The following is a 26,428-nucleotide window of genomic DNA, read 5'->3' as shown; positions in this document are numbered from 1 at the left end:
CGGCCCCGGGAGGGGCTCTTTAACGCGCCCAGAGGTTTTCCCGCTTACGGTAAAGGGCAGACGGTTGCCTCGGGAGGTCGTATGAGCCGATACTCGACCGGGCCGACGGGCTGGCGGGCCCTGCTGTCCGGCGCCGTGGGAGCGGCGCTCCTCATGATCGGCATGCTCGCCGTCATGTGGGCGCTGGAGATCTTCGATTACCTGCTGGGCGGCGCCCTCGACGGCTACGGCATCCGCGCCTGGACGGCCGACGGGCTGGTCGGCATCATCTTCGCGCCGTTCCTCCACGTGGGCTTCGGCCATCTGATGGCCAACTCGCTGCCGCTGCTGGTGCTGGGCTTCCTGGCGGCCATCCGCGGCATCGGGCGGTTCGTCTCCGCCACCATCCTGATCATGCTCATCGGGGGCTTCGGCACCTGGCTGACCACCCCGCCCAAGGTCGTCGCGATCGGCGCGAGCGGGCTGATCTTCGGGTACTTCGGCTACGTGGTCTCCCGCGGCATCTTCGACCGCCGCCTCGTCGACGTCCTCATCGGCGTCGGCGTGGCGATCGCCTACTACTCGATGCTGTGGGGCCTGCTGCCCAACCAGGAGGGCGTCTCCTGGCAGGGCCACCTGTTCGGCCTCATCGGCGGCGTGGCGGCCGCCTGGGTGCTGCGCCGCAAGCGGATACCGCGGACGCCGGCCTACCCCGCGAGCTTCTGAGGCACGCGCTCGGCCCGCGGGGCGTGGGTCCGCTCGGCGGGCGAGGCCGCCAGCAGGCGGTCGATCCAGGCCAGCCCGATGGCCGACGCCACGAACGCCAGGTGGATGAGCGTCTGCCACATCATGTGCGCCGGCTCGGTCTGCCGCGCCTTGAGGAAGGTCTGCAGCAGGTGCACCGACGAGATGCCGACGATCGCCGTGGCCAGCTTGACCTTCAGCACGTTGGCGTTGACGTGCGAGAGCCACTCCGGCTCGTCCGGGTGCCCGTCGAGGTTGATCCGCGAGACGAAGGTCTCGTAGCCGCCGACGATGACCATGATGAGCAGGTTGGAGATCATCACGACGTCGATGAGGCCCAGCACGCTCAGCATGACGACGGTCTCCGGCGGGAACTCGCTCGCCTGCTGCGCCCCCGGGTGGAGGATCACGCTGTCGATCAGGTGCCACAGCTCGACCATGAACTGCCACACGTAGACGCCCTGGGCCACGATGAGCCCCAGGTACAGCGGCAGCTGCAGCCAGCGGCTGGCGAACATCAGGTACCCGAGGCCCTTGGGCCGTCCCCCCGCGAAAGTCACGGGTCATACCTTATTGAGGCGTATTTCCTGACCGGAAACCGAGCCCGGCCCGCGGGCCTCGCAGGCCGGGCACGGCCGGTCGCCTACAGGCGCTCGACGACGTAGTCGACGCAGGCCGTCAGCGCCTCGACGTCGGCCGGATCGATCGAGGGGAACATCGCGATGCGCAGCTGGTTGCGGCCCAGCTTGCGGTAGGGCTCGGTGTCGACGATGCCGTTGGCGCGCAGCACCTTGGCCACCGCCGCCGCGTCGACCGAGTCGGCGAAGTCGATGGTGCCGACGACCTGCGAGCGGTACTCCGGCGCGGCGAACGGCGTCGCGTAGGAGGACTTGTCGGCCCAGCCGTACAGCTTCTGGGCGGACTCGGCGGTGCGGGCGGTGGTCCAGGCCAGGCCGCCGTTGCCGTTCATCCAGTCGATCTGCTCGGCCAGCAGGAACAGGGTGGCCACCGCCGGGGTGTTGTAGGTCTGGTCCTTGCCGGAGTTGTCGATGGCGATCGGCAGGCTGAAGAACTCGGGCACGTAGCGGCCCGAGGCGGCGATCTCCTCGACGCGGGCCAGCGCGCGCGGCGACATGACGGCGATCCACAGCCCGCCGTCGGAGGCGAAGCTCTTTTGCGGCGCGAAGTAGTAGACGTCGGTCTGCGTGATGTCGACCGGCAGGCCGCCCGCGCCCGAGGTGGCGTCGACCAGCACCAGCGAGTCGCCGGAGCCGACCCGGGCGATGGGCATGGCCACGCCGGTGGAGGTCTCGTTGTGGGTGAGCGCGTAGACGTCGACGCCCTCCTCCTCCACGGCCACCGGGTGGGTGCCGACCTCGGAGGAGATGACCGACGGCTCCTCCAGCCACGGCGCCTTCCTCGTCACGGCGGCGAACTTCGAGGAGAACTCGCCGAAGGACAGGTGCTGCGACTTGTTCCTGACCAGCCCGAAGGCGGCGATGTCCCAGAAGGCGGTGGTGCCGCCGTTGCCCAGGACCACCTGGTAGCCCTCCGGCAGCGAGAACAGCTCGGCCAGGCCCGCGCGCACGCGGCCCACCAGGCTCTTGACCGGCTTCTGGCGGTGCGAGGTGCCCATGACGCTCGCCCCGGCCGAGGCGAGCGCGGCCAGCTGCTCGGGGCGCACCTTCGACGGCCCGCAGCCGAAGCGGCCGTCGGCGGGCTTGATGTCAGCGGGAATCACGATGTCAGCCACCTAACGCAGCCTACCGACCCCCGAGCGTGCTCCTCGCGGCGGTCCGAATCGTGAGAACGCGTCCGTCACCCCGCGACCACGTTGCGCACAATGGGATCAAGAGCCGTGTCACTCCCCGAGCAGGTGACGGAGGGCCATGTCGATGGCTGACTCGCGCGAGGTTGTCGAAGGCCTGTTATCCAGGCCCTTGTGGGGCGACCGGCCGTTGCCGACGCTGCTCGTCACCGGCGACACCAAGGCGGTCGAGCGGGTGACCGGGGTGTTCAGGAATCACCTGCCGTACTCCCAGCCCGCCCGCGAGCCGGATGCGGACCTGGCCACGCTGGTGGAGACCATGGCGAGGGAACTGGGACGGACGAGCGTCCGGCGGACGCTGCTGCCCGCGCCCCGTTTCCCGTTGACCGACTTCGTGTCGTGGGCGTGGGACCAGCACAAGAACTGGCCGGGCGGCTGGCCGCCCGCGTCCAGGCAGAGAACGGACCAGGTCAAGGAGCGCTTCCGCGCCCGGTTCTGGGGCAGGCGGCTGTTCCAGGGCGAGAGCCGCCGGCGCTGGGCGGCGGGCGACTTCCTGATCCGCGCGGCGGTCTTCATCGTGCCGGTCGCCACGCTGGTGGCCTGGTGGCTGGAGTCGAGCCTCACCGACCTGATCTCCCTGGTCCCGGGAGCGGTGGCGCTCGTCGTCGGCGCGGTCGCCATCGTGGTGCAGACCGCGCGGTTCGTCATGGGCGCCTCCTTCTCGCGCTGGTTCCGCACCAAGACCCTCGGCCGGCTGCGGAGGGAACCGGGCGAGAGCCGTCCCGACTACGCGACGCGGCTGATGGACGTCATGGAAACAGAGCCGCAGCTGATCGAGGAGCTGCTGGTCCGCGCGCTGCTGGAGGACCTGCGGCAGGCGTATCGCCGGTGGCCGCGCATCCCCTGGCCGAGCTGGGGACGCGGGCTCTACGCCCTGATCGTCCTGGACTGCGGCGACCCGGTCCACAAGCGCTTCCTGGAGATCCTGCACGAGGTCACCGAGAAGACGCCCGTCTCCGCCCCTGTGCTGATCGTCGCCAAGGCGCAGGCGGCGCCGCCCGAGCCGGCCGACCCGTGGGCGAACGGCTCATTCGACGATCGGGTGAAGCTCTGGCAAGGAGCCGTCACCCGGAGGGGCCCGCGGCAACGGCTCGTCTTCGACAGCGACGACCTGACGTTCACCGAACCCTTCCGGCCCAGGCTCGGCCGGGTCCGGCTGCGCGCCCTGGGCTACTGGGGCGTGGTGCTGTCGCTGCTGATCGCACCGCCGCTGCTGCTCTACGGCAAGAACTGGTTCGGCTGCGGCCCCGGCATGACGCGGGCCGGGCGCGAGTGCGTCGGCCTGAGCGACAACCTGTCCGAGATCGGCCCCCATCCGCTCGTGCGGCCGATCCTGGAGCGGATCGACGAGCAGAACCGGAAGATCGACACCGACCAGCGCGTGGTCACCGTGTTCTACCTGGGGCCGCTGACCACGTCGCGGCCGGGCGACGACCAGGTGGCCGGCTCGGCCGGCGAGCTGTCCGGGCTGGCGGCCCGCCAGCTCGCCTACAACGCCAGGGGAAGCTGGCAGATCAGGCTGGAGTACGCCAACACCGGTCAGGACTTCCGGCACGCCGAGTTCGCCGCCCGGATGATCAAGGAGCGGGCGGCCGGCGACCCCGACGTCGCCGCAGTGGTGGGGCTGGCCTGGAGCCGTACGGAGACCCAGCGTGCCATCCGCCTGCTCGGCGACGCCCACATCCCGGTGCTCAGCACGACCAACACCGCCGACGAGACGCCGCTGGTCTACCAGGGGCGGCCCTCGCCGTACTTCTTCCGGATGGCCGCCCCGAACTCGGCCCAGGCGATGGCGGTGGAGCAGTGGCTGCGCCGCGGGCTGCCGGGAGGCGAGGCCGTGCCGCCCGGCAAGGTCGCCATCCTGGTCGAGCGCGACGCTGAGGGCCGGGAGCTCTACAGCAGGGACCTCGCCGACGGCCTCACCGGGCAACGCGGCGGTACGGCGAAGCCGCCCTACGCGGGCGCCGAGCGGTACGTCTTCGCCAACCCGGACGAACTGGCCGACCGGATCGAGCGGGCCTGCCTGGACGGCGCGACGGTGCTCTTCTACACGGGACGGGCCAACCATCTCAGGACCGTCCTGGACCTCAAGGCGCACAGGTGCGGCGACCAGGTGCGCATCCTGGCCGGCGACGAGGTCACCGACAAGGTCGGCCAGCTTCTCGCCGAGAACGCGCTGGAGAACCAGCCGGCGATCGACTTCGTCGCCCTCAACGACATGGTCCGCGTGCCGGGCAACGCCACCCAGCACGAGATCGAGCGGTGGATCGGCCGGACCGGGGTGCAGGGCGTGTCGAGGGTCCACGCCTGGCTGAGTTACGACGCCCTCCTGGCGGTCACCAGCGCGCTGGACCGCATCAAGGCCAAGAACGTCGACGAGTCGGTCAACATCGCGGGGAGCGTCGCCTACAACCTGCGCGGGCTCGGCGTGGACGGCCTCGTGCAGGGCGCGAGCGGCCCGTTCTACTTCTCCGAGGACGCCGAGTCGCACATCGCGTTCCCGCGGCAGCTGCGGCTGTACTCCGTGCACGGGACGAAGGTCGACACCGTAGGCGCCTGCACGGTGGACGAGAAGGAACCGGGAACCGCCGAGCTGAAGGTCGCCTGCTCCTTCCGCTGAGGCGGGCAGACCGGTACGGCTGCCGCGCGGCAGCCGTACCGGAAAACCCAGAAAGATCAGTACTTGCCGACGACCTCGTCGGCGCCGGGCACCTCGCTCAGCGGGCGCGAGGGGGGGCCGACATACCGTGCGCTGGGGCGGACCAGCCTGCCCGTGCGCTTCTGCTCCAGGATGTGCGCGGCCCACCCGGCGGTGCGGGCGCAGGTGAACATCGAGGTGAACATGTGGGCGGGAACCTCGGCGAAGTCCAGCACCACGGCCGCCCAGTACTCCACGTTGGTGGCCAGCACCCGGTCGGGCTTGCGCGCGTGCAGCTCCTCCAGCGCGGCCTGCTCCAGCGCGGCGGCCACCTCGTAGCGCGGCGCGCCGAGTTCCTTGGCCGTACGGCGCAGCACGCGGGCACGCGGGTCCTCGGCGCGGTAGACGCGGTGGCCGAAGCCCATCAGCCGGCGCCCGGCGTCCAGCTCCTGCTGGACGTACTTCTTGGCGTCGCCCAGCCGCTCCACGCCCTCGATCATGTGCAGCACGCGGGCCGGCGCGCCGCCGTGCAGCGGACCGGACATCGCGCCCACCGCTCCCGACAGGGCGGCCGCGACGTCGGCGCCGGTGGAGGCGATGACGCGGGCGGTGAAGGTCGAGGCGTTCATGCCGTGCTCGGCCGCGGAGGTCCAGTAGGCGTCGATGGCCTTGACGTGCCTGGGGTCGGGCTCACCGCGCCAGCGGATCATGAAGCGCTCGACGATGGTCTTGGCCTCGTCGACGCGGCTCTGCGGCACCATCGGCAGGCCCAGCCCGCGCGCGGACTGCGCGACGAACGACAGGGCCATCACCGAGGCGCGCGCCAGCTGGTCGCGGGCCTCCTCGTCGCTGATGTCGAGCAGCGGCTTGAAGCCGTACGCGGGGGCCAGCATGGCCAGCGCGCTCTGCACGTCGACACGGATGTCACCGGAATGGACGGGGATGGGGTACGGCTCGGCCGGGGGCAGTCCCGGCTGGAACTTGTCGTCGACCAGCAGGCCCCACACGTGCCCGAACGGGACGCGGCCGACCAGCTCCTCGATGTCGACGCCCCGATACCGAAGGGCGCCCCCTTCTTTGTCCGGTTCCGCGATCTCGGTCTCGAAGGCGATGACGCCTTCGAGGCCGGGTTTGAAGTCGGACATTCTCGGCCGCCTCCCTTTCTTGCGCGATGACGATGCCTTGATGTCGAGATACCGGCGCGTCAATTTAACCCCCTGGACCCGGATGGTCTGACTCCGGGCGCGCCGAAAAGCCGTTGCCCCTGGTGGGGGCGGTGGCCATGAGGGGCCGCCAAGCGCGCAAGAATACCTTCCGTGGACGCCACCTCCCTGTCAGGGCTGCGCCGCTCCTACGAGGGCGAGCCGCTGCTCGAATCCGGCATGGCCCCCGACCCCTTCACCCAGTTCGCTCGCTGGTTCCAGGACGCGCTGTCCGCGGGCCTGCCCGAGCCCAACGCCATGATCGTGGCCACCGCCTCGGCGGGCGGGCGTCCCAGCGCCCGCACGGTGCTGCTGAAGGGCTACGACGAGCGCGGCTTCGTCTTCTACACCAACTACGACTCGCGCAAGGGCCGCGACCTGGCCGAGAACCCCCGCGCCTGCCTGGTGTTCCCCTGGCACCCCATCCGCCGGCAGGTCCGCGTCGAGGGTTCGGTGGTCCGCCTGCCGCACGAGGAGTCGGCCGCCTACTTCCACTCCCGGCCGTACGGCTCCCGCATCGCGGCCTGGGCCTCGCGCCAGTCGGCGGTCGTCGGCTCGCGGGAGGAGCTCGACGCCCGCTACGAGGAGCTGGCGGCCCGCTGGCCGGAGGACCCGCCCGCGCCCGACTTCTGGGGCGGCTTCCGCGTCGTGCCGTCGGAGGTGGAGTTCTGGCAGGGCCGGCTGGACCGGATGCACGACCGGCTCCGCTACCGCCTGGTCCGCGCTGATTGGGTGCTTGAGAGACTTGCCCCCTAATGTGCCTTAAGTGGTCATCGGGGACTTCTTCAAGCGTCATCTGCTCGACACCCGGCCGCTGAAGGTCGCCGCCTACCGCCGCCTGTGGGCGGGGCAGGTGACCGCGCACGTGGGCATGCAGGTGACCGTGGTGGCGGTCGGCCAGCAGGTCTTCGAGATCACCCGCTCGTCGCTGTGGGTCGGCCTGCTTGGCCTGGCCAACCTGGTGCCGCTGGCGGTCTTCGGGCTGTGGGGCGGGGCGATCGCCGACGCCGTGGACCGCCGCAGGCTGCTCATCGCCGGCTCGTTCGTCACGTGGACGAGCACGCTGGCCATCCTCGCGCAGGCCGTGCTGGGGCTGCGCAGCGCCCCGCTGCTGCTCGGCATCGTCGCGCTCGGCGCCGTCGGCTTCGCCATCAGCTCGCCCACCCGCGGGGCGATCATCCCCAGGCTCCTGGAGGCCGAGCTGGTCCCCGCGGCCAACACGCTCAACAGCCTCGTCATGGGGACCGGCGCGATCGTCGGCCCGATGATCGCCGGCGTGGTGATGAGCTGGGGCGGCTTCCCGACCGCCTACGCGGTGGACGCCGTGCTGTTCACCGCGACGCTTTATGCGGCCTTCCGCCTGCCCGCGCTGCCGCCGCTCGGCCGGGTGGCCCGTCCCGGCGCCAGGGCCGTCCTGGAGGGGCTGCGGTTCGTGGCGGGCAGCCCGGTGCTGCTGATGTCGTTCGTGGTCGACATCTTCGCGATGGTCTTCGCCTATCCCCGGGCGCTGTTCCCCGAGATGGCCGCCGACCGCTTCGGCGGCTCGCTCATCGCGCTGGGCTGGCTGAACTCGGGGATGGCGATCGGCGTGGTCGCGGGCGGGCTGTTCTCCGGCTGGGTGGGCCGGGTACGCCGCCAGGGGCTCGGCCTCGTCGCCGTCATCGCGGTGTGGGGGCTCGCGGTCGCCGCCGCCGGCCTGTCGCCGCAGCTGTGGACGGTGGTGGCCTTCATGGCCGTCGGGGGAGCGGCGGACATGGTCTCGTCAGTGTGGCGGCAGTCGATCCTGCAGACCTACGCACCCGACGAGATGCGGGGCCGCATGCAGGGCGTGTTCATGGTCGTGGTGGCGGGCGGGCCCCGGCTGGGCGACCTGCGGGCCGGCGCGACCGCCACCGCCTTCGGCCTGACCGGGGCGTGGGTGGGCGGCGGGCTGGCGTGCGCGCTGGCCGTCGTGCTCGTCGGCCTGGCCGTGCCGGCCTTCCGCGACTACCGGGCCGTGGGCGCTAGAGAGCGGCCGCGACCCTGAAGTCGGCCAGCATCCCGGCGTAGGCCTCCTCCTGGTCGGGCGCCCGCAGCACCGCCGAGGGGTGGATGGTCGCCACCGCCTGCGCGTCCCCCAGGGGTACGGCCTGGCCTCGCTGCCTGGTGACGCGGAAGGAGGGGCCGAGCAGCGAGCGGGCGGCTGTCGCGCCCATGACGATGACGACGCGCGGCCGTACCAGGGCCAGCTCGGCGTTGAGCCACGGCTGGCAGGCGGCGATCTGGGCGGCGGTGGGCTTCTGGTGGATCCTGCGCCTGCCCTTGAGCGTGAAGGAGAAGTGCTTGACGGCGTTGGTCACGTAGACGTCGTCGCGGTCGATGCCCGCCTCCTCCAGCGCGCGGTCCAGCACGCGCCCCGCCGGGCCGACGAACGGCACGCCCTTGCGGTCCTCCTGGTCGCCGGGCTGCTCCCCGACCAGCATGAAATGCGCCTGGGCCGGGCCCTCGCCGAAGACCGTCTGGGTGGCCTCGCGGTACAGGTCGCAGCCCTCGCAGCAGGCCGCGGCGGTGCGCAGCGACTCCAGGGTGAGGTCCTGGGGAAGGAACCGGGCCGCTCCGGTGTTTGCGTCCTTTGCCATCGCTGGTCGTTCTCCCAATAGGGTTCTCGTGCTTTCCCTGCCCCCGGACCGGCGTAGCATTCAGATGGGAGGAGCCTTGACCGCACATGGCCTGATCGACACGACGGAGATGTATCTCCGGACGATCTACGAACTTGAGGAAGAGGGGATCGTCCCCCTTCGTGCGCGAATCGCCGAACGGCTCCAGCAAAGCGGCCCGACCGTGAGCCAGACCGTCGCCCGCATGGAGCGCGACGGGCTGGTCCGCGTGGAGGGTGACCGGCATCTGTCGATGACCGAGCTGGGCCGGACGCTGGCGACCCGCGTGATGCGCAAGCACCGGCTCGCGGAGTGCCTGCTGACCCAGGTGATCGGCCTGCCGTGGGAGGAGGTGCACATCGAGGCGTGCCGCTGGGAGCACGTCATGTCGGAGTCGGTGGAGACCCGGCTGGTGAAGCTGCTCGACAACCCCACGGTGTGCCCGCACGGCAACCCGATCCCCGGGCTGGCGGAGCTGGGCGCCCACGAGGCGGCCGACACCGACGCCGAGCTGAGGGCCATGACGGACATCGCGGGCGCCCGGGAGACACCCGTGATCGTCAGGCGAATTAGCGAACAAGTGCAAAGCGATCCCGCTGCGATGCTTAAACTCAAGCAAGTTGGGATACAACCCGGACGCGAGGTCACGCTCGCGGCGAGCGACGACGGTGTGCGGGTGACAGGTGACGAACAGGCGGACAACACTCTCGCGGAGCTCCCGCGTGAGATCGCCGCGCACGTATTCGTCTCCACCCGGTGACCCGCGAGGCCCGAGCTGGTTGAATCCCACCTGGGAGACCCTCCACTCCCCGGACACGACCGTTGCAGGAGCGCCCGTGGTTCGCTTTGCGCACATGCCTCCCCGAGGAGTGGTCCCCGGATGAAACGTTGGGGGGATCTGTCCCAAGACGGGCTGGAGGCCCTTTCCGCGGAGTCGGTCCTCGACCACGCGGAGATGGCGGTGCTCGTCACCGACCGGTTCAGCAACCTCCTGTACTGGAACCCGTTCGCCGAGAAGCTCTTCGGTCGTGTGATCCGGCAGCCCGGACCGGGACGTGAGGCCTCCGTGCTGCAGCTGGGGATCATGGAGAAGGATCACCCGATGGCCATCGAGCTGGCCAAGCACGTCCTCAAGGGCGGCGTGTGGGAGGGCACCTTCGACGTCAAGCGCGGCGACGGGACCATGGTCTACGTGCGGGCGCAGGCCGTGCCGCTGCGCCACAGCTCCGGCTCGGTCACCGGGATCGTCATCACCGCGCGCGAGGCGATGCGCAGCAACGAGCGGGAGAAGGACCGCTTCGGCCTGCTGGAGCGCATCGGCGAGCGGCTGGCCGGCTCGCTCAACGTCGAGGAGACGCTCAAACGGGTCGCCGAGATGCTCGTCCCCCAGTTCGCCGACCACTGCTTCATCGAGCTGATGGAGGGCGACCGGCTGGTGCGCCGCATCTCCCAGCACGTGCCGGGCTGGTCGCCACCGCCGGGCACCTGGGCCGAGGTGGGCGCCGAAGTCCACTACCCGGTGGGCCACTACGCCGACACCGCGCTGCGCCGCCAGGAGACGATCCTCGTCGAGGACTTCGCCACCAGCAGCTTCCCCCGCACCAGCGAGGGCAGCGCCCGGCTGTGCGGCGAGATCGGGATGACCTCGGCCATCGTGGCCCCGCTGTGCGTGCGCGGCGAGACGCTCGGGCTGATGTACCTGGGCCTGTCCAACCTCACCGACCGGCGCAGCCCCCACTACGACGCCTTCGACCGCGACTTCGTCGGCGCGATCGCCACCCGCGTGGCGCTGGCCGTCGACAACGCGCTGCTGTTCGAGGAGGAGCGCCACACCGCCGAGTCGTTCCAGAAGAACCTGCTGCCGCGTGCCCTGCCCGCCCTCGACGGCCTGGAGATCGCCGTCCGCTACTACCCGGCCGCCCCGCTGGCCTCCCACGGGCAGGGCATCCAGACCCAGGTCGGCGGCGACTGGTACGACGTGATCCCGCTGTCGGCGGGCCGCGTCGGCATCGTGATCGGCGACGTGGAGGGCCGCGGCGCGAAGGCCGCGGCGATCATGGGCCAGCTGCGCGCCGCCCTGCGCGCCTTCGCCCAGGACGACAAGCCGCCCGCCGACATCCTGGCGCGGCTGGACGAGTGGACCCGCGTCATCGCCACGCCCGAGGTCGACGAGACCGGCGCCGAGATCAACGTCCCGCCCATCGTGACCTGCCAGTACCTCGTCTACGACGCCTGGTCCCGCGAGCTGTCCTTCGCCAACGCCGGCCACGCCCCGCCGCTGCTGCTCCACGAGGGCACCTGCCGCGAGCTGGAGATCCAGGAGGTGGGCCAGCCGCTCGGCGTGCGGGCCAAGGGCATGCACGCCGACCTGGTCTACAAGGAGGAGACGCTCACGCTGCCGCGCGGGGCCGCGCTGCTGCTCTACACCGACGGCCTGGTCGACCGCCGGCCCAGCCGCGAGACCGGCGGGCACACCCCGAGCGACGAGGAGACGCTCGGCGTCCTGTGCGAGCAGCTGGCCAAGGTGGCCGACGCCCCGGTGGAGCGCATCGCCGAGGCCGCCACCGTGGCGGTGCCCGGCGAGATCGACGACGACATGGCGATCCTGGTGCTGCGCTCCAGCCACGTCAACCTCGACGTGGAGGAGCGCACCTTCCCCGCCCAGCCGATCATGGTGGGCGAGGCCCGCAGGATGGCCGCCGAGGCCTTCGCCGGCTGGGGCGTGCCGGAGGAACGCGCCGAGCTGGCCTGCCTGCTCGTCTCCGAGGTGGTCACCAACGTCGTGCTCCACGCGGCCAGTGCGGGCGTCCCGCGCCGCGAGCTGGTGCTGGACGGCCCGCCATTGCCGTTCGAGGAGTCCTGGGACATGCCGGGGCTGGAGCCGGACGTCCCCTCCGACAAGGAGTTCCGGCTGCGCATCCGGCGCGGCGAGGAGTCGGTCTGGGTCGAGGTGTTCGACCAGGACCTGCGGCTGCCGCGCATCCGCAGCGCCGGCGAGAACGACGAGGGCGGCCGGGGCCTGTACCTCGTCGACCAGCTCGCCAAGAGGTGGGGCTCGCGTCCCACCAAGGAAGGCAAAGCCGTCTGGTTCGAGATTCCCACGCGCAGCCGGTGAGTGGTTGACTCGGCGGCATGGAGCTGGCCCACGAGCGCCGGGGTTCCGGCGAGCCGCTGATCCTCGTCCACGGCATCGGCCACCACTGGCAGGCATGGCTGCCGGTGATGGATCGCCTGGCCGAGCACCGTCACGTCGTCGCCGTCGACCTGCCCGGGTTCGGCGCGTCGCCTGAGCTGCCCAAGGGCGTGCCGTACACCGCCGAGACCCTGGCCGACGCGGTCGAGTCGTTCTGCGCCAAGCTCGACATCCGCGAGCCGCATGTCGCGGGCAACTCGCTGGGCGGCTACATCGCGCTGGAGCTGGCCTCGCGCGGCACGGTCCGCACCGCCACCGCCCTGTCGCCGGCCGGCTTCTGGACGCCCGCCGAGCACCTGTACGCCAAGGGCGTGCTGCTCGCGATGCGGTCGGCCGCCCGGTCCCTGCCGCCGGACCGCGCCGCCGTCCTGGCCGCCTCCGGCCTGGGCCGGGCGCTGTCGGTCGGGCTGCTCGTGGCGCACCCGTCCCGGCTGGCCCCCTCGGCCCTGCTGGCCGCCTCGCGGGCGCTGGCCGAGGCGCCGGGCTTCGACGAGACGCTGGAGTCGTTCGCCAACATCATGCCGCCCGGCCCGCCCAAGACGCCCATCACCATCGCCTGGGGCGAGCACGACCGGCTGCTGCTGCGCCGCCAGGCCGTACGCGCCGCCAAATGGTCCGGCCAGCGCGTCAAGCTCCTCAAGGGCTGCGGGCACGTGCCCATGAGCGACGACCCCGACCTGGTGGCCCGGGTCATCCTGGAGTCTTCCCAGTAGGGGTTCACCGCCAGTTCACCGGCTGCCTCTACCTTGCCGCCCATGAGCTGGAGGTACAGGGCCAACACCACCCTCGAAGGCCTGACCGGATACGTCCTGACCCGTGCCGCCAAGGCGCGCAAGCCGGCCGCGCCGCCGCCCCCCAAGCCCGCGCCCGAGCTCGTCAGGCTCCCGGGCGACGTCGTGCGCCCGCCGGTCGACCCGGCCGCCGACCGGCTGCTGCGCCGTCCCGGCTTCGTGCTGTCGTCCGTGCGGTCCGGCTCCACGCTGCTGCGGGTCATGCTCAACAGCCACTCGCAGATCCACTCGCCCATCGAGACCCACTTCCGCCGCGTCGGCGTCACCCTGCCCACCGATCCGGTACGGCAGGCGATGGGCCTGCTCGGCCACACCCACAGCGACATCGAGCACATCGTGTGGGACCGCCTGCTGCACCGTGAGCTCGCCCGCAGCGGCAAGCCGATCCTGGTGGAGAAGACGCCCAGCAACGTCTTCGCCTGGCGGCGCATCTCCACCTGCTGGCCCGACGCGCGCTTCGTCTTCCTGCTGCGCCACCCCATGTCGATCGTGCAGTCCTGGCACGAGGCCGACCCCGGCAGGCGGCCCATGGAGGAGGCGGTGCCGCGCACGCGCAGCTACATGACCTACCTGCAGGAGGCCCGCACCCACCTGGACGGCCTGACGCTGCGGTACGAGGACCTGGTCGCCGACCCCGAACGGGAGCTGCGGCGCGTGTGCGAGTTCCTGGACGTGCCCTGGGAGCCGGGGATGCTGAACTACGGCGACAAGGACCACGGCGCCTTCGTCAAGGGCGTCGGCGACTGGCGGGACAAGATCCGCAGCGGCACCGTGGTCGAGGCGCGCCCGCTGCCCGCGCCGGAGGACGTCGTGCCCGAGCTCAAGGAGATCTGCGAGCAGTGGGGCTACCTCTGAGAGTTCATTCCCCGTTACAGTCCTCATCACTTGATCGTCCACCGTGCCGCGGAGGGTTCGGTACATGATCGTCGGGCCTTCGCGCCGTACTTTCCTCGCGGGCACCCTGGCCAGCCTCGCCGTGCCCGTCTCCGGGACGGCCGGGTCGGCCCGGCTGCCCGAGCGCCCCAACATCGTCGTCATCCTGGCCGACGACCTGGGCTGGGGCGAGATCGGCAGCCAGGGGCAACGGCAGATCCTCACGCCGACCCTCGACCTGATGGCCGCCGAGGGGGTGCGCTTCACCAGCGCCTACTCGGGCGCCCCGCTGTGCGCCCCCTCGCGCTGCGCCCTGCTCACCGGGCTGCACGCCGGGCATGGAACGGTCCGCGAGAACCCCGAGGGCGGGCCGCAGCACTCGCTCACCGAGGCCGACCTGACCTTCGCGGAGCTGCTGCGGCTGGCTGGATACCGTACGGCGTGCATCGGCAAGTGGGGCTTCGGGCCGGAGGAGCCGGGACAGCCCTCGCACCCCAACCGGCGCGGGTTCGCCGAGTTCCTCGGCTACATCGGCCACCGCCACGCCCACCAGTACTATCCCGACTACCTGTGGCACAACGGCACGCGGATCCCGCTGGACGGCTCGGTCTACGCGCCCGACCTGTTCCGCGACCGGGCCGTCGAGTTCATCCGCGAGCAGGGCGACCGTCCCTTCCTGCTGTACTTCGCCACCAACCTGCCGCACTCGCCCAGCGTCGTGCCGCCGGACGCCGAGATCTACGCCGACCAGCCGTGGAGCCGGGCCAACCGCCGCCACGCCGCCCAGGTCACGCGGCTGGACGAGGACGTCGCCGCGCTGATCGACGCGCTGCGGGAGGCGGGCGTCGCCGAGCGCACCCTGCTGCTGTTCACCAGCGACAACGGCCCGCACCGCGAGAAGGGGGTGACGCCCGGGCTGTTCGACTCCAACGGCCCCTTCCGCGGGGACAAGCGCGACCTGTACGAGGGCGGCATCCGCGTGCCGATGATCGCCTGGTCGCCCTCGCTGCCGCCGCGGGTGGAGAGCCGGCCGGTGGCCTTCTGGGACGTGCTGCCCACGCTGGCCGACCTGGCCGGGGTGCCCGTGCCGGCCGGGATCGACGGGCGGTCCTTCCTCGGACTGCTGACGGGGGAGGGCGCTGCGGCGCACGAGCACCTGATCTGGAACCGGCCGCGCAAGGCCCAGGCGATCCGGCGGGGGCGCTGGAAGCTCATCCGCTTCGCGCCGGGAATCGCGGGGGCGGGGCCGTCGGGGCGCGTGGAGTTATACGACCTGGAAACCGACCCGCGGGAGCGGAAGGACCTGTCTCGCGCCATGCCGGGGCTCGTGGCCTCGCTGACGCGGCACCTGGACGCCTCCATCGGGCCGGATCCGCGCCTGCCGTACGGGATGAGGATCGCCCGCGCGCCCGGCACGGTCGTGGTGACCTTGCTGAACGGCTCGGCCGTCCCCTGGACGGGGATACGGCTGTCGCTGGAGCTCGACGACGGGCGGGTGGTGCCGGCGGGGCGGCTGGCCTCGCTGCCGGCCGGGGCGGCGCACAGCTTCGAGGTCATGGTGGGGGCGGTGACGCGGGTCGCGGCCGTGGCGGCGTTCAGGGCCTCGGGGCGGCGCGTGCGCTTCCGCAAGGTCAGCCGCGCATCGTCTGACCCCAGAGCAGCAGCATGACGAGGATGAAGACGATCATCACGCCGGCGTAGCCGACCGGGCCCAGGCGCAGCGCCCGCCGTACTCGGTTCAGGCCCCAGGCGAACAGGAGCGCCAGGAAGACCAGGAGGATGAGGCCAGCGTCCATGTCTGCCAGTATGCGGCCTGCGGGTCGTGGGCGCGGCGGCGCCGGGCGTCCGGTGTGCCCTTATGCCCGGCTCCGCACCTCCTGTGTCCGCTCAGAAGCCGAACGAGCGGCCGATGATCTCCTTCATGATCTCTGTGGTGCCGCCGTAGATCGTCTGGACCCGGCTGTCCAGCCACGCCTTCGCGACCGGGTACTCCAGCATGTAGCCGTAGCCGCCGTGCAGCTGGAGGCAGCGGTCGACGACCTTGTTCTGCAGTTCGGTGGTCCACCACTTGGCCTTGGCCGCGTCCACGGCGGTGAGCTTCCTGTGGTTGTGGGCGACGATGCACTTGTCGACGTAGTGGCGGGCTATCTCCACTTCGGTGGCGAGCTCGGCGAGGAGGAACCTCGTATTCTGAAATTTGCCGATATTTCGGCCGAAGGCCTGACGATTCCGGCAATACTCGATCGTCATCTCCAGGACGGCCTCCGCCGCCGCGACGGCCACCACCGCGATGGACAGCCGCTCCTGCGGCAGGTTGTTCATCAGCTGGAAGAAGCCCTCGCCCTCCTTGGGCCCGAGGCGGTTCTCCACCGGCACGCGCACGTTGTCGAAGAACAGCTCGGCGGTGTCCTGCGCCTTCAGGCCGACCTTCTCCAGGTTGCGGCCGCGCGTGAACCCCTCCATCCCGCGCTCGACCACGAGCAGCGTCGTGCCGCGCGCCCCCGCCTCCGGATCCGTCTTGGCCACCACGATGACCAGGTCGGAGTTGATCCCGTTGGTGATGAACGTCTTCTGGCCGTTGACCACGTAGTGGTCGCCGTCCCTGATCGCCGTCGTGCGGATGCCCTGCAGGTCGCTGCCCGCTCCCGGCTCGGTCATCGCGATCGCGGTGATCAGCTCCCCGCTCACGAACCCCGGCAGCCACCGCTGCTTCTGCTCGTCCGTGGTCAGCTCCACGAGGTACGGCGCGACCACGTCGTTGTGCAGCCCCCAGCCCAGCCCGGAGGCGCCCGTGCGGATGATCTCTTCGCTGATGACCGCGTTGTACCGGAAATCGGTGATGCCGGCTCCGCCGTACTCCTCGGGAACCGAGAAGCCGAACATCCCGACCTCCCCGGCCCGCTTCCAGACCTCGCGGGGGACGATGCCGTCCTTCTCCCACTGGTCGTGATGGGGTGCCACCTCGCGGGCCATGAACTCCCGCACGGTCTGCTGGAAGAGCAGATGCTCCTCCTCGAAGAGGTCTCGCTCCATTGACGCCTCCAGAAGGGGATTCTGAGGACAGAATACTGTTCGGTCCTCCGGAGGCACGGCGGCTCGCGCGTCAGCCGGGAACGCGCAAGGCCAGCAGGGCGACGTCGTCGTCGTTGTCGGCGGGGCGAACGTGGGCGAGGAGCACGTCGCAGAGGGCGCTCAGGGAGCGGTGGGCCACCGAGGCGGCGTACCGCCTCAGCCGTGCCAGGCCCTCGTCCAGGGTGCGGCTGGGCGACTCGATCAGCCCGTCGGTGTAGAGCAGCAGCGTGGACTGCGGCGGCAGGTCCGCGACGGCGTCCTCACGGGAGGAGAGGATGCCGGTGCCCAGGAGGAGGTCGCTCACGCCATCCAGGAACCGGGTCCGCCCGTCGCGCTCGACCAGGAGCGGCGGTGGGTGGCCGGCGTTGGTCCAGCGCAACCGCCATCCCTTGTCCGTGGGCTCCACCCGGGCGAAGACGACGGTGGCCATCGTCGCCTGGGCCATGCGCGCCACCGCCTCGTCGAGCCGTTCCACGATCTTGCTGGGGGGCTCCTCGATCTCCCCGGCGTACGCGCGCAGCATGTTGCAGACCTGCGCCATGCCCGAGGCCGCCTCAAGGTCGTGACCGACCACGTCGCCGATCACCACGCCGGTCGCCCCGTCGGACAGGACGAAGGAGTCATACCAGTCGCCGCCCACCTGGGAGGCGTGCGGCGCGGGCACGTAGCGCGCGCTCATCTCCAACCCCGGCACGTCGGGCAGCTGCGGCAGCAGGTGGCGCTGCATGGTCTCGGCGACCCGCCGCTGCCGCTCGTACAGGCGCGCGTTGTCCAGCGCCAGCCCCGCCCGGCGGGCGATGTCCTCGACCAGCAGCAGATCGGTCGTGGTGAACGCCCCGGGCCACTCGGCGCGTCCCAGCGTCATGGCCCCGACCACCTCCCGCACGCCACGGATCGGCACGATGGTCGCGGAGTGTATGCCGGTCGCCGCGAACAGCTCCCGCTGGATGACCGCGACGCCGGAGTCGGGAGGACCCTGGTAGTCCTGTGGGCCCGCCAGCGCCGCGGTGACTCCACGCAGTGCCCGCGACAGCGGCATCGAGGATTCCTGCGGCACCGGCGGCATCGGCCCCTCCAGATCGCTCCGGTGCACCAGCGTGCCGTGCTCGTAGTGCACCACGGCGACGCGCGACACCCCGCCCTCCTCGGTGAGCAGGTCCACCACCGCCCAGTCCGCCAGCAGCGGCACCACCAGGCGCACCAGCTGGCGCACCGTCTCGTCGACGTCCAGGCTCGAGGTGAGCGTCGTGGTCGTTTCCGCGAGCAAGGCCAGCCGCTCGAGTTCCGACATCGACGAGGTGCGCGTCGGCTCCCGCTGGTCGCCTGCGGGCGAGGCGGTCTCGTGGAAGAGGACCATCGCGCCCAGCCGCCCCTCGTCGATGCGGCAGGCGGTGACCATCCAGGAGATCGGCATCAACGAGCCGTCCCCGCGTTCGAACCACTCCTGGTCACCCTGTGCGGTGCCGCCGGTGAGGAAGGGCTGCCTCATCGTGCACCCGCTCCGCGGCAGGGACTCGCCGTACTGCCCCCGGTGCAGCAGGTCGTGGGCGTCCCTGCCCAGCAGGTCCTCGGCGGTACGGCGGAGCAGGTGCTCGGCCTGGGAGTTGACCTCGACGATCCGCCCTCGATCGTCCACCACGTACGTCCCCGCGTGGGACAGGTCCCGCAGCTGGCGAGGACGCATGCCCTCCACGATGGAGGACTGCTCGGCATCCCCTCCGGGAACGTCCATGGCCGGTTCTCCTTCCGTCCCGGACGTACTACCCGGTGGCCTGATTTGTCACCATGTGTCGGTTTTCGGGATCGCGAGGGTGCCCAGCGGGCCGCCGGGTGATGCCGAAGCGCCGGAGCTGTCAGATGTCATCGGCGGTCCACGCCGTCAGGGAGTACGTCTCGGCGATGGGCCGCCACAGCTCGGCGAAACGCGCCTTCGCCGCCTGCGCGCTCTTGGAGTGCGCCAGCCCTCGCCGGTAGTCGCGGTCGCGGGCGACGGCGCCCGTGCAGCCGCGGTCCTGGTAACGCCGGGCCCAGGACAGGAAGGCGGCATCGGCGCGGTAGGAGGCGTCCAGCGCCTCCACCAGCGACTCCTTCACCTCCTCGCCCGAGGGCAGCGCGCCGGTGTCCAGGGCCTCGGCCGCCGCCAGCTGGCTCTTGCGGCTCCGGGTGATCTCCTCGATGGTCTCCACCCCGTTCGCCTCGCACCTGACGGCGTCGTCGATGGCCGAGGACAGGTTGGAACGGGAGGAGTGGCTGCGGTCCAGCATGTCCTCGACCTGCGCTGCCTGACCGGCCGCGGCATCGTTCCCGCCGGTGTCGGCCTCGTCGTCCGTGCCGGTGTCGGCCACCGTGGCGTCGTCCTCGGACGACTCCGTGGACGAGGGCGAGGCGGTTTCGGGCAGCGCGTGCCGGTCCTGCCGTACCGGCTGGAGGAGCTCCTCGCCGAACACGAGGACGCCGTCGCCGAACCGCGCCAGGCCCGCCGCGACGCCGCCGACATCCGCCAGGAACTGGCCGAGCCCGAACCGGACCGGTCCCGTGTCCTGGACGCCTTGCGGCGGCTCTCGGTGCGGGCCGGCGAGGTGACGTCCATCCTCGACGTGGTCGGCAAGATCCGCGAGCTGTTCACCGCGGCATGAGAGGGCTTCAGTGCGTGTCCAGGAGACTTCAGTGGCGTGTCTGGGAGAAGAGTGGGTCCTGTTGCGCCCGGCGGTAGCGCACATGTCTGCTCTTTGGAATGCCTACGAGTTCGATCGAGCCCTCCTCGCGCATGATCTTCAGCCAGCGACGCAGGGCGGGAACCGACAGACCGGTACGGGCGGCCAGTTCGTCCCGTGAGAGGGTGTCGGTTCCGAGCGCGGCAAGGATGTCAGCCACTTCCTCGGTCCGCCGCCGCTCGTGGTGTCGCGTAGGGCGGAGCTGGCCGACGACACGGTGACCGATGCGACGCGGCAGTCATACCGCCTGGAAGTGGCCCTGTCCACGTGGCTGTCCGATGTCCGGCAACTCGTGGAACTCGGTGAGCTCCGCGTTCCTGACATCGTCCGATACCCGGCGCAGGTCGTGGACGCGGGAAGCGCCCGCCGCGCAGCCCTTTGGGTCCGGGACCGGCTCGGCCTCGGACTCGAGCCCATTGATTCCGTGATGAAGGTTTGTGAACGGCTGGGCCAGCTGGCCGCGGTGGTCGAGGTTCCGGGTGAGGGCGCCTCGTTGATCGACGGCGACCTGGCGGTAGCCGTGGTCAGCGAGAGCCGCGATCCAGGACGTCGCCGCACGACCGCGGCTCATGAGCTGGGACACCTCGTCATCGGCGACGAGTACTCCACGGACATCGGTGTCCACGCCTCCCGGGATGAAAGAGAAGCGGTCGTCGACACGTTTGCCGCGGAACTGCTGCTCCCCACCGAAGCGTTCCGCCACGCCGGCCTGAGCGAGCCCGCGAGGCGAGAGGATCTGGTGGTCTTCGCCGCCCGGTTCAGAACCTCCTGGTCGCTGACCGTACGGCAGGCCGTCGAAGCCGAAATCCTCGACAAGAACGTCGCGAGGGAAATGCGGCAGAGGAATCCGACGCGCGCGGAATTGATGGAAGCGGTCGGCTGGGCTCCGCAGCCCGACCTCGAAGCGGTTCGAGTGCCCCCGAGCTACGCCCATGCGGTGGTGGAATCCTTCAAGAAGTCGCTGATCACGGCGAGTCGAGCGGTCGAGCTTATGCGAGGCCAGATTGTGGCGTCCGACCTGCCGGTGCGCGAGGAGGAGGACCTCGGGCTTTGAGCACCGCCGAGCCTGGTCGCGTTCTGGTCTTCGACGCGATGTGCCTCACTCACTTTGCGCGTGCGGAACGCTTGGACGTGTTGCGCGACTTGCTGCCAGGAGCCACCTGCGTGACCACACACGTCGTCCGCGAGGAGATACGCGCGGGCGTGGATGTGTATCCCATCTGCAGACGGCCCTCGATGCGGACTGGCTGGGTCTGGCGAGGCTGGACTCCCTTGAGGAGATCAAGTGCTTCGCGAAGTGGGTTACGTGACTTCAATGTCTGCGAGCTCGTGACTGGCATGATGCGCCGCTGCTGGACACGGGTTCATCACAAGTCATCGGACTCGTGCCGGTTCGTATGACTTCGGACCCTAAGATCTACCTTTGGTTACAGGTGTGATCGGAGTGTCCAGTGAGACGGTGGCGCAACGCCTTGATCGCCGGATCGCTCAGCGCGGCGGCGGCATCGGCCGCTCTGTTCGCCCTGCCGGCGAAGGCCGAATCGGTCAGTCTCGTGGTCGAGTACCAGTGCACCGGCGGCATCGCGTCGACCGGACCGGTGAAGCTGCGCACCGAGGTCAGCATTCCCACCGTGCTCCAGGTCGGCAGCACGCTCAACCTCGGCTGGCGGCTCGGGTACATCGAGGCCCGGACCTTCGTCTCGCCCGGCTACTTCAAGGCCGGCGCGCGCGTCACGCTGGCCGGCAAGGTCCAGCTGTCCGGCAAGGCGTGGAACGGCGTGCTGGAGCCGCGCGGCGGCAAGGACCAGGGCGAGCTCGTGCCCGATCGGCCGCTGGCCCTGCCCGAGGGCATCTCCGACAGCGCGCACCTGGACAAGGAGGGCGAGATCAGCATCGTGCCGGGCGAGCTGGAGGTCGACTTCACGCCCCCGGCCGGTGAGGAGATCGTCAACGACGACGCTCCGGACCGCATCGACTACGGACCGGGCTGGGACGACGATTCCGACCAGCCCGTCGAGTACGGCGACTACCAGAGGGACGTGCACACCACGACGGGAGCGGGTCAGACCGCGGCCTTCACCTTCGTCGGCACCGGCATCGAGTTCATCGGCCGCCAGAGCCCCGACAGCGGCAGGGCGAGGGTGGTCATCGACAACGCCTCCGCGATCGTGGACACGCGCCACCCGACCACGATCCAGGGCAACGTCTCGCTCTGGAAGCGTGACGACCTGGCGTACGGCAGGCACACCATCAGGGTGACCAGCCTCGACGACAAGCCGATCCACCTGGACGCCTTCAAGGTGCACACCAGGCCGATGATCGACCCGCCGACGCTCCACCGGTCCAAGTGCGTCATCGTCAACAACCCGGCCACGGTCAAGGTCATCGTCAAGGGCAAGACCAGCCCGTCCACCACGCCGCCGACCACCACGACGCCGACGACTACTCCGACGACCACGCCCACCACCTCCGGGCCGACTCCGACGAAGACCTCCACCACGTCGCCACCGCATCACCAGATCAACCCGCCCGAGGTCGTCGTCGTGGGTCCCGGCCAGGTGCGGACCGCCACGACGAGCAGCCCCTCGGCGGGGCCGACCGCGACCAAGTACGTCAAGGCGCAGGTGGCCAAGACGCCCACCGGCGGCGTGGAGACCGGTGAGGCGCCGGAGCCGTCGCGCGAGCCGTACCTGCTGCTGGGCGGCGGCAGCGCCCTGCTGCTCGCCAGCGTGTCGGGCGGGTTCGTGCTGCGTCGTCGCAGGGCCGCGTACGCCAAGGGGGTCCAGTCATGAGCAAGCCGCTGACCGGCAAGGCGCTGCCGGCGGTGCTCGTCGCGGGATCGCTGGCGGGAGTCGCCGCGATCATGGCCGGGCTGCTGGCGCTGGTGCCTACTCTTGAGGCCGGTACGGCTACCGCCCCGGTCGCGCAGGCCTCGCCCGGGACCGTGGGCGTGGAGAACGTCGCGTTCGAGCTTCCGGCCGAGGTGGGACCGGGCGGCAAGGGGCCGGACGGCATGCCGGTGCCGCTCACGCCCGCCCGCCTGGACGCGCCCCCGCCCGCTCCGGCGACCAAGGTGGCCGCGCCGTTCAAGCCGAGCCGTGGCAAGGCCAAGCCGACGCGGATCCGCATCCCCAAGATCAAGGTGAACGCGCCCGTGGGGTCGGTGAGCGTCGACGAGAAGGGCAATCTCGGGGTTCCGTCGTTGTCCAAGCCGAACCTCACCGGGTGGTACCGCTTCAGCCCGGTGCCGGGCGAGGCCGGGCCGGCGATCATCAACGGGCACGTGAACACGCGCAAGGGCGCGGCGGTCTTCAACCGGCTGGCGGAGCTGGCCAAGGGGGACCAGATCTACGTGTACCGCTCGGACGGCAAGATCGCGCGGTTCACGGTGAGCGGGATCGAGCAGGTGAGCAAGAAGCAGTTCCCGACGAAGCGAGTGTATGGGAACACGTCGAACGCGCAGCTGCGGTTGATCACGTGCGGCGGGGTTTACAACCAGGGAGCGCACAGCTACTCGGACAACATCATCGTTTACGCCACGCTGTCCAAGAAGAAGGGCTGACGTGGGGGACATGCGAGATATTTGGGATGTTTTTTGTGGTTTCCAGGCGATTCTCAGGGACAGTTCGTAGGATCGCTACCTGACTGTGACCCAGAACTGCCATCCTGGGTCGCCTGTTGAATCGGTCATATGGGCTGAAACGGGAGTGAGACAGTGTTGACGTCCAAGGCGCGGTGCAGCCGCCTAGCCCGCAAGTCTTCGGCCTTGGGCATACTGACGCTCTTCGCAAGCGCCTTGCTGGCTGTTGCCGGTCCTGCGGGGATCGCACACGCGGAAGGCGTGACTACGTGCACGACCACGTCGCAGGAGCAGTTGGAAGTCGCTATCGGTACGGGTACAGGTGTGAGGGGGCCTAAGCAAATCCCCTACACATGCACCGGTGGCGATATCACCAACACCAGCATCCAGGTCGGTATGACTGCCTCGGCCGAGACGGTCCAGGCTGGTGGCACATTCGAGGTGACGCTAAGCATCCCGCAGCTGACGTTGAAAACGGCTGTTACCGCGGCTACGCAGGTGCAGGTGGACGGGAAGCTCACGTTGTCAACGGGAGCGACCGTCTCCAATCCTGGGAACAAGCCGGGAGGTACTGCGCAGGCGCAGTCCACGACCGTGCCTGCGGCTGAAGTCAAGTACACGGTGTCCGTGGCGGCTGGGACGACAGGCAAGGTAACCGTTAAGGCCGGAGAGCTCAAGCTCACTACAGGCGCAGGAGGCGGCGGCACCGGTGGCGAGAACGAGGTCTGGTACAACTGCACCGGCGTGCCGACCGGGACGAACAACGTCAGGCTCAAGGTCACCCTCACCATGCCGACGAACGCCAAGACCGGTCAGGAATCCACCATCGGCTGGAGCGCGACCAACGACGTGACCGGCTACGAGCTGGAGGCCCCCACCACGCTGCCTACGAACCCCAAATACTTCGCCGAGCTGACGCTCAGCGGTGGCGGTCTGACCACCGCAACGGCGGAAGGCAACGTGACGGTCACCCAGGGCCAGCCGATCACCTTCCAGGCGCCGACCACACCAGCCAAGGTGAAGCCCACGACGGCTGGCACGGTCACGGTCAAGCCCGGCTCCCTGAAGATCGGCGCGTCTTCCAGCTCGCCAACCGTCAACTGCACGCTCGACACCACGCAGACGAACCTCAAGAGCTACACCTTCACGGTGACCGGTGGGTCCACCGCGTCCAACACCCCCGTCCCCACCAAGACCACCACCGTGATCGTCACCAAGACCCCGGTCGGCGGCAACGGCGACAACAACGGCAACGGCAAGGTCAACAAGACCCCCAAGGGTGGCGCCGAGACCGGTGGCGGTGGTGAGGCCGGGCCGGACGGGCGCATGTTCGTCCTCACCGGCACCGCGCTCGTCGCCGCCGCTGCCCTGGGCGGGCTGGTGCTGCGCCGCCGTACCGCCCGAGGATGATCCCGTGGGCGCGCTGAGGTCGACGCTGATCCTGGCGGGCGTGCTGGGAGCGGTGATCGTCGTGTTCGGTCTCCTGCTCATGGTGATGAACCCGGAGGAGTACGGCCTGGCCAGCGGCCGGGAGTCGCTCGCTTTGGAGGCTCAGCCCCAGCCCGAGGCGAACAAGCAGGAGCCCCGGCAGGTGCTGTGGTCGGGCACTCCGACGGATCCGCCGCCGCTGCCGCAGGTGGTGCCCGCGCCGCCCATGCAGCCGGCGACGCCGGTCAGGCTGATCATCAAGCGGCTGGGCATCAACGCCCCCATCGTGACCGTCGGCACCGACAAGAACGGCGCCATCGAGACGCCGCCGATCGACAATCCGAACCTCATCGGCTGGTACCGGCACGGGCCGACGGCGGGCGAGGCGGGCCCGGCCGTGATGCTCGGCCACAAGGACACCCGCACACGCCCGGCCGTCTTCAGCCGCGTGGGCGAGATCCGCAACGGCGACGTCATCGAGGTCAAGCGCCGCGACGGGACGACGGCGGTGTTCACCGTGGGCGGCGTGGAGCAGATCGGCAAGCAGGTCTTCCCGACGGAGCGCGTCTACGGCGACCAGCAGAACGCGCAGCTGCACCTGATCACGTGCGGCGGTGTCTACAACAGGAACACCGGGCACTACACCGACAACATCATCGTGTACGCGACGATGACCAAGTCCTACAGGTCCTAGGAGAGTAGCGCTATGGGCTGGTTGGCGAAGCGCAGGTTGAGGACTGGCCCGACGGTGGCGGTGCCGTACAAGCCGGACAGGACCAAGCTGCTGGCCGTCGTGGCTCTGGCGGATCCCGACGCGAAGCTGGACGGCGACGACGTGCTGGCGGCCGACTGCCGCGTGCACGCGCCGGTCGAGGCGGACCCCGACCTGGTCGGCGGCGAGCTGGAGAAGGTGTGGGCGTGCCGCGTGGAAGCCGAGGGCCCGCTGCCGCTGGACTTCTTCGACCGTTACCTGGCCGAGGGGATCGCCGCGCGGCTGGACGGGCTGGTGGTGTGCAAGGGCGAGGTGGTCGATCCCGCCGACGAGGAGCAGACGTGGCTGGTCCTGCTCCCGGTACGGCCGGCGGCCGAGCAACTGGCGGAGTTCCTGGGCGAGGGCGAGGCCGACGACTACGGGGTGGTGCGGTTCGAGGAGGCCGTGCTCGTGCCGATCGCCGATCCCTCGCCGATGGGGCGGACGCTCATGCCGTACTCGGCCGAGCCGGCCCGCGTCGAGGTGCGTGACGAGGGCGTCGCGCTGCGGCTCGCTGAGGAGTTCCAGGGCGTGGTGGTCGACCGGTGGCGCTTCCGCGTCGACGCCAATGACGAAGCAAGCCTTGATCGACAGCGCGAAGCATGATCATACTGCCAGGGACAGGGAACCCCCTCAACCTGGAGGCAATGTTGATCCGTCGCCTCGCCGTCGCCGCCGCCGTCGTCGCGGGCAGCCTGGCTCTGGTCCCCGCTCCGGCCGCGCAGGCCAGCTTCTGCAAGCCGAACTACAACTGCGTCCTGACGTACTACTCCGACGCCTCCAAGACCGTCGTCGTCGGCCGCTACCAGGTCGACTGCCGGGGGCAGGTGTACGAGTCGGGCGTGCGCTCCGACTACTCCACCTACTGGGCGGGTCTGTGCGGCCACTGATCCCGTGAAGCCGGCAGGGGCCGGGAGGCGGTGGGAGCCTCCCGGCCCCTGTCTTGTCACCCCTCCGATGCCCCGAGGCCCTGCTGTCCATCCGGGGGAGCTGTTGTAA

General features: G+C 70.3%; 26 protein-coding genes. 17 read left to right on the top strand and 9 right to left on the bottom strand.

Annotation, left to right across the window (positions count from 1 at the left end; genetic code table 11):
• The first annotated feature begins 81 nt into the window (after window positions 1–81).
• The gene (locus BSB02_RS32545; protein WP_084964814.1) at window positions 82–705 is read left to right on the top strand and encodes a rhomboid family intramembrane serine protease; all 624 of its coding nucleotides are present in this window, start codon (window positions 82–84) and stop codon (window positions 703–705) included.
• Here the strand turns inward: BSB02_RS32545 and BSB02_RS32540 are convergent.
• Window positions 687–1,283: a TIGR00645 family protein gene (locus tag BSB02_RS32540; RefSeq protein ID WP_240506849.1), complete on the bottom strand. Its 597-nt coding sequence runs from the start codon at window positions 1,281–1,283 to the stop codon at window positions 687–689. The two genes, BSB02_RS32545 and BSB02_RS32540, sit on opposite strands and share 19 nt — an antisense overlap.
• Before the next feature lie 83 nt (window positions 1,284–1,366).
• Window positions 1,367–2,476, bottom strand: a complete 1,110-nt coding sequence (serC, locus tag BSB02_RS32535) for a phosphoserine transaminase (RefSeq protein ID WP_084964813.1) — start codon at window positions 2,474–2,476, stop codon at window positions 1,367–1,369.
• 142 nt (window positions 2,477–2,618) lie between these two features.
• On the opposite strand from serC, the gene BSB02_RS32530 reads away from it, so the two are divergent.
• Entirely contained in the window at window positions 2,619–5,171 is a 2,553-nt protein-coding gene (locus tag BSB02_RS32530) for an ABC transporter substrate-binding protein (RefSeq protein WP_158088792.1), read from the top strand.
• A gap of 56 nt (window positions 5,172–5,227) precedes the next feature.
• Here BSB02_RS32530 and BSB02_RS32525 read toward each other — a convergent pair whose 3' ends face one another.
• Window positions 5,228–6,334 (bottom strand): citrate synthase 2, encoded by a 1,107-nt coding sequence (locus tag BSB02_RS32525; RefSeq protein WP_084964811.1) that lies wholly within the window; start codon window positions 6,332–6,334, stop codon window positions 5,228–5,230.
• Window positions 6,335–6,505: 171 nt separating this feature from the next.
• On the opposite strand from BSB02_RS32525, the gene pdxH reads away from it, so the two are divergent.
• Both pdxH and BSB02_RS32515 read left to right on the top strand, forming a co-directional pair.
• Window positions 6,506–7,147, top strand: a complete 642-nt coding sequence (gene pdxH / locus BSB02_RS32520) for a pyridoxamine 5'-phosphate oxidase (RefSeq protein ID WP_084964810.1) — start codon at window positions 6,506–6,508, stop codon at window positions 7,145–7,147.
• 10 nt (window positions 7,148–7,157) lie between these two features.
• Window positions 7,158–8,417 carry an MFS transporter gene (locus BSB02_RS32515; protein ID WP_084964809.1) on the top strand — a complete coding sequence of 420 codons (1,260 nt, stop codon included), beginning with the start codon at window positions 7,158–7,160 and terminating at the stop codon, window positions 8,415–8,417.
• Here BSB02_RS32515 and BSB02_RS32510 read toward each other — a convergent pair.
• Complete coding sequence (locus tag BSB02_RS32510) at window positions 8,395–9,009, bottom strand: UdgX family uracil-DNA binding protein (protein ID WP_084964808.1); 615 nt, start codon at window positions 9,007–9,009, stop codon at window positions 8,395–8,397. The two genes, BSB02_RS32515 and BSB02_RS32510, sit on opposite strands and share 23 nt — an antisense overlap.
• Before the next feature lie 76 nt (window positions 9,010–9,085).
• Here BSB02_RS32510 and BSB02_RS32505 point away from each other — a divergent pair, with 76 nt between their 5' ends.
• The 5 genes from BSB02_RS32505 to BSB02_RS40800 all read left to right on the top strand — a co-directional run bounded on the left by BSB02_RS32505 (window position 9,086) and on the right by BSB02_RS40800 (window position 15,553).
• The gene (locus BSB02_RS32505; RefSeq protein ID WP_084964807.1) at window positions 9,086–9,787 is read left to right on the top strand and encodes an iron-dependent transcriptional repressor DtxR; all 702 of its coding nucleotides are present in this window, start codon (window positions 9,086–9,088) and stop codon (window positions 9,785–9,787) included.
• 120 nt (window positions 9,788–9,907) lie between these two features.
• Complete coding sequence (locus BSB02_RS32500; protein WP_084964806.1) at window positions 9,908–12,142, top strand: ATP-binding SpoIIE family protein phosphatase; 2,235 nt, start codon at window positions 9,908–9,910, stop codon at window positions 12,140–12,142.
• 17 nt (window positions 12,143–12,159) lie between these two features.
• On the top strand, window positions 12,160–12,933 hold the full coding sequence (locus BSB02_RS32495; RefSeq protein WP_084964805.1) for an alpha/beta fold hydrolase: 774 nt from the start codon (window positions 12,160–12,162) through the stop codon (window positions 12,931–12,933).
• Between the two features lie 42 nt (window positions 12,934–12,975).
• Window positions 12,976–13,866, top strand: coding sequence for a sulfotransferase (locus BSB02_RS32490; RefSeq protein ID WP_084964804.1), 891 nt, complete (start codon window positions 12,976–12,978; stop codon window positions 13,864–13,866).
• 64 nt (window positions 13,867–13,930) lie between these two features.
• The gene (locus BSB02_RS40800) at window positions 13,931–15,553 is read left to right on the top strand and encodes an arylsulfatase (RefSeq protein WP_084964803.1); all 1,623 of its coding nucleotides are present in this window, start codon (window positions 13,931–13,933) and stop codon (window positions 15,551–15,553) included.
• Here the strand turns inward: BSB02_RS40800 and BSB02_RS41160 are convergent.
• The 4 genes from BSB02_RS41160 to BSB02_RS32470 all read right to left on the bottom strand — a co-directional run bounded on the left by BSB02_RS41160 (window position 15,516) and on the right by BSB02_RS32470 (window position 19,403).
• Entirely contained in the window at window positions 15,516–15,680 is a 165-nt protein-coding gene (locus tag BSB02_RS41160) for a hypothetical protein (protein WP_169729459.1), read from the bottom strand. The two genes, BSB02_RS40800 and BSB02_RS41160, sit on opposite strands and share 38 nt — an antisense overlap.
• A gap of 91 nt (window positions 15,681–15,771) precedes the next feature.
• Window positions 15,772–16,917, bottom strand: coding sequence for an acyl-CoA dehydrogenase family protein (locus tag BSB02_RS32480; RefSeq protein ID WP_084964802.1), 1,146 nt, complete (start codon window positions 16,915–16,917; stop codon window positions 15,772–15,774).
• A 70-nt stretch (window positions 16,918–16,987) separates the two neighbouring features.
• Window positions 16,988–18,688, bottom strand: coding sequence for a SpoIIE family protein phosphatase (locus tag BSB02_RS32475; RefSeq protein WP_084964801.1), 1,701 nt, complete (start codon window positions 18,686–18,688; stop codon window positions 16,988–16,990).
• Between the two features lie 121 nt (window positions 18,689–18,809).
• Window positions 18,810–19,403, bottom strand: a complete 594-nt coding sequence (locus tag BSB02_RS32470; RefSeq protein ID WP_084964800.1) for a hypothetical protein — start codon at window positions 19,401–19,403, stop codon at window positions 18,810–18,812.
• Here BSB02_RS32470 and BSB02_RS32465 point away from each other — a divergent pair.
• Complete coding sequence (locus BSB02_RS32465; RefSeq protein WP_084964799.1) at window positions 19,359–19,592, top strand: hypothetical protein; 234 nt, start codon at window positions 19,359–19,361, stop codon at window positions 19,590–19,592. The genes BSB02_RS32470 and BSB02_RS32465 overlap by 45 nt on opposite strands.
• 28 nt (window positions 19,593–19,620) lie before the next feature.
• On the opposite strand, the gene BSB02_RS40085 is transcribed toward BSB02_RS32465, so the two are convergent.
• Window positions 19,621–19,830 (bottom strand): DprA-like winged helix domain-containing protein, encoded by a 210-nt coding sequence (locus BSB02_RS40085; protein WP_206185008.1) that lies wholly within the window; start codon window positions 19,828–19,830, stop codon window positions 19,621–19,623.
• A gap of 57 nt (window positions 19,831–19,887) precedes the next feature.
• Here BSB02_RS40085 and BSB02_RS32460 point away from each other — a divergent pair, with 57 nt between their 5' ends.
• The 7 genes from BSB02_RS32460 to BSB02_RS32430 all read left to right on the top strand — a co-directional run bounded on the left by BSB02_RS32460 (window position 19,888) and on the right by BSB02_RS32430 (window position 26,319).
• Complete coding sequence (locus BSB02_RS32460; RefSeq protein ID WP_143591424.1) at window positions 19,888–20,724, top strand: ImmA/IrrE family metallo-endopeptidase; 837 nt, start codon at window positions 19,888–19,890, stop codon at window positions 20,722–20,724.
• A gap of 397 nt (window positions 20,725–21,121) precedes the next feature.
• Entirely contained in the window at window positions 21,122–22,462 is a 1,341-nt protein-coding gene (locus BSB02_RS41685; RefSeq protein ID WP_206185007.1) for a hypothetical protein, read from the top strand.
• Window positions 22,459–23,232, top strand: coding sequence for a class F sortase (locus BSB02_RS32450; RefSeq protein ID WP_084964796.1), 774 nt, complete (start codon window positions 22,459–22,461; stop codon window positions 23,230–23,232). Before BSB02_RS41685 ends, BSB02_RS32450 begins: the two co-directional genes overlap by 4 nt.
• 204 nt (window positions 23,233–23,436) lie before the next feature.
• The gene (locus tag BSB02_RS40075; protein WP_143591422.1) at window positions 23,437–24,660 is read left to right on the top strand and encodes a hypothetical protein; all 1,224 of its coding nucleotides are present in this window, start codon (window positions 23,437–23,439) and stop codon (window positions 24,658–24,660) included.
• A 4-nt stretch (window positions 24,661–24,664) separates the two neighbouring features.
• Window positions 24,665–25,372 carry a class F sortase gene (locus BSB02_RS32440; RefSeq protein ID WP_240506847.1) on the top strand — a complete coding sequence of 236 codons (708 nt, stop codon included), beginning with the start codon at window positions 24,665–24,667 and terminating at the stop codon, window positions 25,370–25,372.
• 12 nt (window positions 25,373–25,384) lie between these two features.
• Window positions 25,385–26,035, top strand: a complete 651-nt coding sequence (locus BSB02_RS32435; RefSeq protein WP_143591420.1) for a hypothetical protein — start codon at window positions 25,385–25,387, stop codon at window positions 26,033–26,035.
• 41 nt (window positions 26,036–26,076) lie between these two features.
• Window positions 26,077–26,319 (top strand): DUF6289 family protein, encoded by a 243-nt coding sequence (locus tag BSB02_RS32430; protein ID WP_084964793.1) that lies wholly within the window; start codon window positions 26,077–26,079, stop codon window positions 26,317–26,319.
• Window positions 26,320–26,428: the final 109 nt, after the last annotated feature.

The sequence above is a fragment of the Thermoactinospora rubra genome, from assembly GCF_002093975.1.
Lineage (GTDB): Bacteria > Actinomycetota > Actinomycetes > Streptosporangiales > Streptosporangiaceae > Nonomuraea > Nonomuraea rubra_A.
The sequence above is the reverse complement of the archived record's forward strand: the minus strand, read 5'-3'. Positions and strand labels throughout refer to the sequence as shown.

What these genes read in the sequence shown, in the direction of transcription:
- BSB02_RS32545 (WP_084964814.1), top strand. Translation starts at nt 82, where the DNA reads ATGAGCCGATACTCGACCGGGCCGACGGGCTGGCGGGCCCTGCTGTCC.
- BSB02_RS32530 (WP_158088792.1), top strand. Translation starts at nt 2,619, where the DNA reads ATGGCTGACTCGCGCGAGGTTGTCGAAGGCCTGTTATCCAGGCCCTTG.
- BSB02_RS32525 (WP_084964811.1), bottom strand. Translation starts at nt 6,334, where the DNA reads ATGTCCGACTTCAAACCCGGCCTCGAAGGCGTCATCGCCTTCGAGACC.
- BSB02_RS32510 (WP_084964808.1), bottom strand. Translation starts at nt 9,009, where the DNA reads ATGGCAAAGGACGCAAACACCGGAGCGGCCCGGTTCCTTCCCCAGGAC.
- BSB02_RS32500 (WP_084964806.1), top strand. Translation starts at nt 9,908, where the DNA reads ATGAAACGTTGGGGGGATCTGTCCCAAGACGGGCTGGAGGCCCTTTCC.
- BSB02_RS32495 (WP_084964805.1), top strand. Translation starts at nt 12,160, where the DNA reads ATGGAGCTGGCCCACGAGCGCCGGGGTTCCGGCGAGCCGCTGATCCTC.
- BSB02_RS32490 (WP_084964804.1), top strand. Translation starts at nt 12,976, where the DNA reads ATGAGCTGGAGGTACAGGGCCAACACCACCCTCGAAGGCCTGACCGGA.
- BSB02_RS40800 (WP_084964803.1), top strand. Translation starts at nt 13,931, where the DNA reads ATGATCGTCGGGCCTTCGCGCCGTACTTTCCTCGCGGGCACCCTGGCC.
- BSB02_RS41160 (WP_169729459.1), bottom strand. Translation starts at nt 15,680, where the DNA reads ATGGACGCTGGCCTCATCCTCCTGGTCTTCCTGGCGCTCCTGTTCGCC.
- BSB02_RS32480 (WP_084964802.1), bottom strand. Translation starts at nt 16,917, where the DNA reads ATGGAGCGAGACCTCTTCGAGGAGGAGCATCTGCTCTTCCAGCAGACC.
- BSB02_RS32475 (WP_084964801.1), bottom strand. Translation starts at nt 18,688, where the DNA reads ATGGACGTTCCCGGAGGGGATGCCGAGCAGTCCTCCATCGTGGAGGGC.
- BSB02_RS32450 (WP_084964796.1), top strand. Translation starts at nt 22,459, where the DNA reads ATGAGCAAGCCGCTGACCGGCAAGGCGCTGCCGGCGGTGCTCGTCGCG.
- BSB02_RS32435 (WP_143591420.1), top strand. Translation starts at nt 25,385, where the DNA reads ATGGGCTGGTTGGCGAAGCGCAGGTTGAGGACTGGCCCGACGGTGGCG.
- BSB02_RS32430 (WP_084964793.1), top strand. Translation starts at nt 26,077, where the DNA reads ATGTTGATCCGTCGCCTCGCCGTCGCCGCCGCCGTCGTCGCGGGCAGC.